Below are 7,112 nucleotides of genomic sequence, written 5' to 3'. Positions count from 1 at the left end.
CACATCTTCCTTCCCTCAAATTACAACTAATGCCCGAAATAGTGCATGACGTCGTCGCGGGTGGCTTTGGAGATGAATTTCAGGCGCAGGTAGACGTCCGGGTGCACCTGGAACACGCCGGCGAGAAAAAGAAACCGGGGATCGTCGAGCTTGCCGTTGCCCTTGGCGGCGAATTGCAGGGCGTTTTGCACCGTGTGTTCGAAATCGTAGCCGCCCTGGCGCAGGGTATCGGCGTACAGCGTGCAGACCCGCTGCTGGTATTCGTCCGGCGGGATGTTGTCCGGCAGCTTGCGCTTGGCCGAGTCCACCCGTTGCAGGAAGTTGAAAACGTTTTGCTTGTTGAACGGCATGGCGCGGCCGCTCTCCGCCGCCCAGGCGGCGGCGGCAACGAGGAGGACGGGGAAAAAAAAGCAAAACGCCCGGCGGGTCATTGCGCGGCCTTGTTGCCGTCCGGCCCGGCGCAGGGCGCGAAGAGCGGCTGGTAGAAGTAGCTGAGCGATCCCGTATCCTTTTCCTTGGAAAAAGACATGCGAATGAAGACATTGCCGAGCGGCCAGGCCAGATCGTCGGGATGCCCGTCCATTTCCAGGGGCTTGGTGTACTTGGCGGCCAGGAAATCACGGATGCTCGCGTGGGCCTTGCGCCCCTTGTATTCCACCATCACGGCCGCGAACTTGCCCTGGCAAAAGCCGTAGACCACGTCGCTCAAAAAGGCGTCGCCGATGCGGTAGACCACCCCGGCGACCGTGGCGTAGGCGGCCTGCCCATCCTTTTCCACCACGGTCAGGTCGGGCACGGAGGCCATGGGCGTGCCCCACTTGACGCCGTGAAAGGAGTTGGGCTCCTGAATGACCTTGCCGGGGACGCCGACGGTTTCGTCGCCAGCGGCCTTCTCGGCGCTGCGATGGGATTTCTTGGCGGCATGGGTCTTGGCCGCGAGACCGTTCCCGGCGAAAGCGGACACGGACAACAAAGCGCACACCAGAGGCACGATGCAAAAACGGATATTCATAATTTTGGCGGGGGAAAAAGGATCAGACCGAAGCGTTCATCATCATGCCGCGCAGGGTCACGGCCATGATTTCGCTTTGGATGTTGCGGCTGCTCGAAAGAAAATGGGCCAGCTCCGCGCGGCGCGCGGCGCCTTTCACCGACATGTAATCCAGGATCATATCGTTGATGCGGGTGCCGTTCAGCGGGATCAGGGTCACGGTGTCGGAGGACCGCATGGCTTGTTGCTCCATTTTTTCGGAAAATATATCCGCCGCCGGCCAATGGCAAGTACCGTCGACACCGCCGATCATGACGCCACCAGGGCGGTCATGGCGGCCAGACCGCTGGTCAGGATTTCCTGGAACTCGACGGGATCGGCCCGCTCCAGGTTGAAGGGGGCCAGCACCCGTCCGTCGAGGCGCGGCAGTCCGGCGCAGGGCGTGGCCCGCATGCCCAGGGCGTTGGCCATGAAATCGGCGGCATGCACCGCGGCGGCCATGAGGCTGTCCGGACACTGGGACGGTTGGTGATGCCCGGCCACGGCCATGGCCAGTTGTTCGGGCAGCCGCCATTTGGCGGCGATGCGCCCGCCCAGGGCGGCGTGATCGAAGCCCAGCTCCAGGCGCTCGGCCGCGTCCAGGGACAGCCGGTTCGGCCCGGTTCGGGCCAGGCTGACGGCGGCCAAATCGGGTTCGGCCACGGCCAGAAGCAGCCGGCCCACATCGTGGAGCAGTCCGGCCACGAAAAACCGTTCCCCGCCCCGCTCGCCCACGCGTTCGGCCAGGGCCCGGGAGAGCAGGCCCACGGCCACGGCATGCTTCCAGAAATCGTCCAGCACGAGCAGGTCGGGCCTCGGCGAATGCGCGGCAAGCCGGCTGAGGACCGAGCCGGCGGCCATGGTCTCGAGCTCGGTCAGTCCGATGATGGTCACGGCTCGGGAAATGGTCTCCACCCTGGCCGCCGGGGCGTACAGGGGGCTGTTGGCCAGGCGAAGGACATAGGAGGCCAGGCCCGGGTCCATGGAAATGATGGCCCCCACGCCGGACGAAGTGGCCAAGGGGTCCTCGATGGCCCGGCGCAGGGCCAGATAGGCTTGGGGCAGGGGCGGCGGATCGATGGCGGCCAAACAACCCGCCCGGGAGCCCGGCGTCTCCAGCAGGCGATCCTTGGCCGCGTCCGGATCGGGAGCCACGAAGCATGGCAGCCGTTCCCGCAACGGTTCCCCGTACGTCAGAAAGCGCGCCACAAAGGCGCCCCGGGCCAGCGGCCGGGAATCGCCGAGCCCCGGTCGGCCGGTGTCGGCATGCGAAGCGGCGTTGACGGACATCGCGGCACGGACTCCCTGCTATCCTATTCTTGGAGGAGTTATCCGATTTCCTCCAGGCGGGCAAGGCATGGCCCGCCACGCCGTCCGCTTTTCTTGACTTTCGACCTACTCGGGATATTGTGAGTAAACACTTTGATCTATTCGGGTATCCCATGTTCAAGCACAGGGTCGGCGAATTGGCCAAAAGGCCCCATATCGTCGCTGCGGAGGCTTCCATAACGCAGGCCGCCGACCTCATGGCCCGTGAGGGCATCAGTTGCCTGGCCGCGGTCAGCGGGGCCAAGGTCGTGGGATTCCTTACCGAAAACAATATCGTTCGCCATTTCGACGTCGACATGGACCTCGATGCGTCCATCCGCGAATTCTTGACCAAGCCGGAAGGGGCCGTGGCCAAGGACCTGCCCGTGTCCGAAGCGGTCAAGCTCCTGCTCGAGCGCGCGGCGCGCCATCTGCCGGTGGTGGATTTCAGCGGTTCGCTGCTGGGGCTGGTCACGGAAAAGGAGCTCGTGGACGCCCTGGCCGTGGATTTCATGGTGGAGGACGCCTTGTGCAGCGACCTCATGCACCACGACCCGGTCACCCTCCCCGCCGACCGGACCGTGCGCGAGGCCCTGACGCTCATGCGCGAAAAAAACGCCGACTGCGTGATGGCCGTCGATGCGGGCAAGCCGGCCGGCATCCTGAGCGAACGCGACGTGCTGTCCCGGGTCCTGGGCTATCCCGAGCGCCTGGCCGCCCCCGTCACCCGCTACATGACCACGCCGGTGATCAGCGTCCCGACCACGGCCGTGATCTACAAGGTGATCCTCTTCATGCGCCAGAAAGGCGTGCGCCGGGTGGCCGTCATCCATGAGGATGGGCGTCTGGCCGGCCTGCTCTCTCAGCGCGACCTCCTGCGCTACGCCCGCCGCATCGGCCTGTAGGCCGCCGTCAGACCAGATCCGCGGCCGCGACCACCGTGGCGTAGACCGCGCCAAGCGCCGCCAGAAACGCCGCTTGGACGTCGGGCGCGGCCACGTTCCTGCCCCCGAAGGACAGCCCCCGCGTGGCGCAGGCGTCGGCAACCACCGTCACCGGATAGCCCAGGTCGAAGGCGGCCCGCACCGTCGCGTCCACGCACATGTGGGTCATCATGCCGCAAACGACCAGCCGCTTCGCCCCGGCCGCATCCAGGCGCGCGGCAAGCTCCGTTTCCCGAAAACTGTTGGGAAAAGCCTTGGTCACCACCGGTTCGCCCGGGGCCGGGGCGACCGTCGCATGGATCGCCGCGCCCCAGGAGCCGGGGAGAAAAAACGTGGCCCCGGGCCGCGCCGCCTCGTGGCGCACATGGATGACGGGAGCGCCCTTGTCCCGGAACCGGGCCAGGACGATCGCGGCCCGGTCGGCCGCTTCCTCGGTCCCACGGAGTTCCATGGCCCCGCCGGGGAAATAGTCGTTTTGGATATCCACAAGCAAAAGGGCCGTTGCGGCGTCGATGTTGGCGTCACTGGTCATGGCGGCTCCCTGCCCCTTTGGGCGCGGTCCGGCGCGGCGGGCGCCTTGACGCCGGACCATCGGTTTTGGCAATAATCAGCATTGAATTGATCGTCTTGGTCGTCCTATCCCCTTTTCGCGCCCCAGCGGCAAGGAGAAAACGGAAAGACCGCCACGCCGGGGGCCGGCACGACAGCGTACGCCGGCAAGGAGACTGGCCATGCCCGTCACCCAGAAATGCCAATACGCCCTGCGCGCCCTGTTCGAGCTGGCCCGGCGCAAGGGCGACGGCCCCATTCCCGCCGGCGGCATCGCCGAACGGCAAGCCATTCCCAAACGGTTTCTGGAAGTCATCCTGCACCAGTTGCGCCAGGGCGGGTTCGTGGACGCCCAGCGGGGCAAGGAAGGCGGCTTCTACCTGGCCCGCCCGGCCGAAACCGTGACCGTGGGCGAGGTCATCCGGTTCATGGACGGCCCCATCAGCCCGGTGGACTGCCACCGGGAGCGCCCGGGGCACGACTGTCCCCTGCGCGGCGGCTGCGTGTTTCGCGACGTGTGGCAGGAAGCCCAGGCCGCCCTGGAAAAGGTCTACGATGCCAGGAACCTGCGCGATCTGGTGGAGGAAGACCGCCACCGGCATGACATGGCCGCCGTCCCGGCCTATGTGATTTGAGGCGGCGGCGCGGCGCTTTCCAAGCGGCCTTATCCCCGAAACATCGCGGCCGCCCAGGCCAGCGCCTCGTAATACGCGCCGGCGACGGCCTTGCCGCTGAGGCCGAAGGCTTCAAAGAGCTCCCGCGTTTCGGCGGTCGGCTCCCGGCCGTCGTAGCTCCGGCACAGCGCCAGACACTGACGGCACGAACTCGTTTTCCCCAACAACGCATCGCGGATGGACGCGTCGATGGGCAGCCCCGAAAGCGCCTTGTCCATGGGCATGCCGAGCATGGCGTCGAGCAGGGAGAGCAGGCCCAGCAGGCACATGCCCACGCCTTTGTGGCACACCCCGCCTCGCGCCCGGTCGACCAGGGCCAGAAAACGCCCCCGCGCGGCCGAGACAAAGGCCAGCTCCAGATCACGGGGCGTGGCCGCCAGGGAGGCGAGCAGATTCACGGTCACCCAGCTGAGCAAGGCCCTGCTCCCGAGCAGGTCGATGGCGAAGCCCAGGGACTCGACGGGCTCGCCCCGGGAGAAACAGGCGGCATTGACGTGACGCAGGAGCTTGTAGGTCAGGGCCACGTCCGCGGCGATGATCTCGCGCACCCTGGCCATGTCGATCTCCGGCTGGGCCAGCTCGGCCAGAAGCCCCAGCCGCGCCGTCTGGCCGGCGTCCAGGACCCTGGTCGTGACCAGCAAGGGCCGGCTGTAATAAAAGCCTTGGGCCAGGGAGATGCCCCGGCCGCGGCAAAATTCCAGATCGGCCTCGGTCTCCACTTTTTCGGCCAGGATTTCCTTCCCCCTGGCCTGGCAGGTCGCCACGACCGCCTCGAGCTTGTCCGGGTCGTCGCGCAGGGCCAGCATGTCGATCTTGACGAAGGTCACGACGGGCAGGATGGCATCGAAGGCCGGATCGCCCACATAGTCGTCCAGGGCCAGCATATACCCCGCCGCGTTGATGCCCCGCAGGGTTTCCGCAAACGCCGCGTCGCAGGAAACGCTCTCCAGCACCTCGAGCACAAACCGGGCGGGATCGAGGAAACTGTAATAGCCCTTCTCCAGGATTTCCCTGGAAAAATTGATGAAAATCTTCTTGTTCGGCGCAATGTCCTGGGAGATGGCCTCGATGCCGTTGGCCAGCACGGCCAGGGTGGCCTCCGCGTCCGAGGGCACGACGGCGTAATTGGGGCCACCGACGGTGCGATACAGCAGTTCGTAGCCGTACACGCCCCCATCGACCCGATAGATGGGCTGTCGGGCCACGGCATAGTTGGATTCGGCCAAGGTACAGCTCATGATGCTCGCCTCGAATACGCCAATGTCGGCAACGCGTTTCCCTGTGGAACCGCGCGGGCCGTTTGCCGTAGCATAGGCTCTTCTTAGGCGTTTGGCTCCAGCTTGGCAAGAATTGCATCATGGCGAAATATTTGTACTTCAAACGAAGAAACTAGCGGAAATGCTCCGTCAGGTCGTCCGGAACCACGGCCGCCCCGCCCATGGCCCCGGGGGCCAGAAGTCCCAGATCGCGCTCCCGGCCGAGCAGCCGGGCCGGCGTGGCGGTCAGGGCCGAAAGCGCCTGACCGCCGGGAAAATCGGGATGCGCGGCCAAAAGCGCCCGAACCTCGTTCCACAGGTCCAGGTCGTCGTTGGAGGCCAGGCTGTCCGTGCCCAGACACAGCGGCACGCCGGCGGCGAGGAGCCCCGGCGCGTCGGCCGTGCCCACGCCAATGACGGCGTTGCTGCGCGGACACAGGCACACGGCCGTGCCGCTAGCGGCCAGGAGCTTTTTGTCCGCCGCGTCCAGCCACACGGCGTGCACGGCCAGGGTGGACGGCCCCAAAAGCCCTTGGCTCCGGGCCTCGGCCACCGGGGAACGCCCCGGGGCGCGCCAGTCGCGCGGCAACACCCGGCCGCGCAAAAGTTCCGCCAGCTCGCCCTCACCCGTGGCCAAAAGCGCCGTTTCCCCGGCCTGCTCGGCCAGATGCAGGCAAAACGGCGCGCCAAGGCGCAGGCAGGCCTCCCTGGCCCGGCGCAGGTTTTCAGGGCTGGTGGAATAAAGGGCATGGCCGCTCGGGGCGGCGTCGAGCCCCGGCGCGCCGGCCACAGCCGCCTGAAGCTCCGGGGGAATGTCCGCCGGCGGCAGGCGGCGGAAGCCGAAATACTCGTGGCAGACAAGTCCCGACAATCCGCCCCGGGCCAGGGCCTTCGCCACGGCCGGACCGGCCCGGGAGCCCACGTCGATGACGGCCCCGGTGCCCGCTTCGGCCATCTCCGACACGGCCGCGTCCAGAATCTCCGGGGAAGGCGGCGACAGATCCTGACGCATGAGCCAGGCGGCCCAGGCGGCAAAGCCCTGCCCGCGCGGGGACAGCCCGCGCAGCCGGGAAAGCTCCAGGTGGACGTGGGCGTTTATGAGGCCGGGGACCAGGGTGGCCGGGCCGCAATCGACGACAGGCCCGGAAAAGCCGGCCAGCACCCGGCGGCGGGGGCCGACGTCGAGAACGCGCCGGCCGGTCAGCACCACGGCCCCATCGTCCAGGCGCTCCGGCGGCCCGTCGCAGGGTATCCTGGTGACGATGCGCCGGGCCGTCACCGCGTACGAGCATGTCCCGAGGGGAAGAGGAAAGGATGCAAGGGGCAGGCGAGAGGGGAAACCCTTTAAAAA

General features: G+C 66.9%; 9 protein-coding genes. 2 read left to right on the top strand and 7 right to left on the bottom strand.

The window, feature by feature from the left end:
* Positions 1 to 26: 26 nt before the first annotated feature.
* The 4 genes from DESFRDRAFT_RS20315 to DESFRDRAFT_RS20300 form a co-directional block, all read right to left on the bottom strand.
* Complete coding sequence (locus DESFRDRAFT_RS20315) at positions 27 to 350, bottom strand: hypothetical protein (RefSeq protein WP_233489668.1); 324 nt, start codon at positions 348 to 350, stop codon at positions 27 to 29.
* A gap of 77 nt (positions 351 to 427) precedes the next feature.
* Positions 428 to 1,012 (bottom strand): hypothetical protein, encoded by a 585-nt coding sequence (locus tag DESFRDRAFT_RS20310; protein WP_005997176.1) that lies wholly within the window; start codon positions 1,010 to 1,012, stop codon positions 428 to 430.
* Between the two features lie 22 nt (positions 1,013 to 1,034).
* Positions 1,035 to 1,229, bottom strand: a complete 195-nt coding sequence (locus tag DESFRDRAFT_RS20305; protein ID WP_005997175.1) for a hypothetical protein — start codon at positions 1,227 to 1,229, stop codon at positions 1,035 to 1,037.
* A 71-nt stretch (positions 1,230 to 1,300) separates the two neighbouring features.
* Complete coding sequence (locus tag DESFRDRAFT_RS20300; protein ID WP_005997174.1) at positions 1,301 to 2,320, bottom strand: HDOD domain-containing protein; 1,020 nt, start codon at positions 2,318 to 2,320, stop codon at positions 1,301 to 1,303.
* 152 nt (positions 2,321 to 2,472) lie between these two features.
* On the opposite strand from DESFRDRAFT_RS20300, the gene DESFRDRAFT_RS20295 reads away from it, so the two are divergent.
* The gene (locus DESFRDRAFT_RS20295) at positions 2,473 to 3,243 is read left to right on the top strand and encodes a CBS domain-containing protein (protein ID WP_005997173.1); all 771 of its coding nucleotides are present in this window, start codon (positions 2,473 to 2,475) and stop codon (positions 3,241 to 3,243) included.
* A gap of 7 nt (positions 3,244 to 3,250) precedes the next feature.
* On the opposite strand, the gene DESFRDRAFT_RS20290 is transcribed toward DESFRDRAFT_RS20295, so the two are convergent.
* On the bottom strand, positions 3,251 to 3,814 hold the full coding sequence (locus tag DESFRDRAFT_RS20290; RefSeq protein WP_005997172.1) for a cysteine hydrolase family protein: 564 nt from the start codon (positions 3,812 to 3,814) through the stop codon (positions 3,251 to 3,253).
* A gap of 199 nt (positions 3,815 to 4,013) precedes the next feature.
* Here DESFRDRAFT_RS20290 and DESFRDRAFT_RS20285 point away from each other — a divergent pair, with 199 nt between their 5' ends.
* A complete protein-coding gene (locus tag DESFRDRAFT_RS20285) occupies positions 4,014 to 4,466 on the top strand; it encodes an RrF2 family transcriptional regulator (RefSeq protein WP_005997171.1) in 453 nt (150 codons plus the stop codon).
* A gap of 29 nt (positions 4,467 to 4,495) precedes the next feature.
* On the opposite strand, the gene DESFRDRAFT_RS20280 is transcribed toward DESFRDRAFT_RS20285, so the two are convergent.
* Together DESFRDRAFT_RS20280 and DESFRDRAFT_RS20275 are read right to left on the bottom strand one after the other, a co-directional pair.
* Positions 4,496 to 5,743, bottom strand: a complete 1,248-nt coding sequence (locus DESFRDRAFT_RS20280; protein ID WP_005997170.1) for an EAL and HDOD domain-containing protein — start codon at positions 5,741 to 5,743, stop codon at positions 4,496 to 4,498.
* A 151-nt stretch (positions 5,744 to 5,894) separates the two neighbouring features.
* Positions 5,895 to 7,112, bottom strand: a 1,218-nt coding sequence (locus DESFRDRAFT_RS20275) for an amidohydrolase family protein (RefSeq protein WP_005997169.1), incomplete at its 5' end; no start/stop codon positions are given.

It is taken from the genome of Solidesulfovibrio fructosivorans JJ], from assembly GCF_000179555.1.
Lineage (GTDB): Bacteria > Desulfobacterota > Desulfovibrionia > Desulfovibrionales > Desulfovibrionaceae > Solidesulfovibrio > Solidesulfovibrio fructosivorans.
This window is presented reverse-complemented; position numbering and strand designations above follow the sequence as displayed.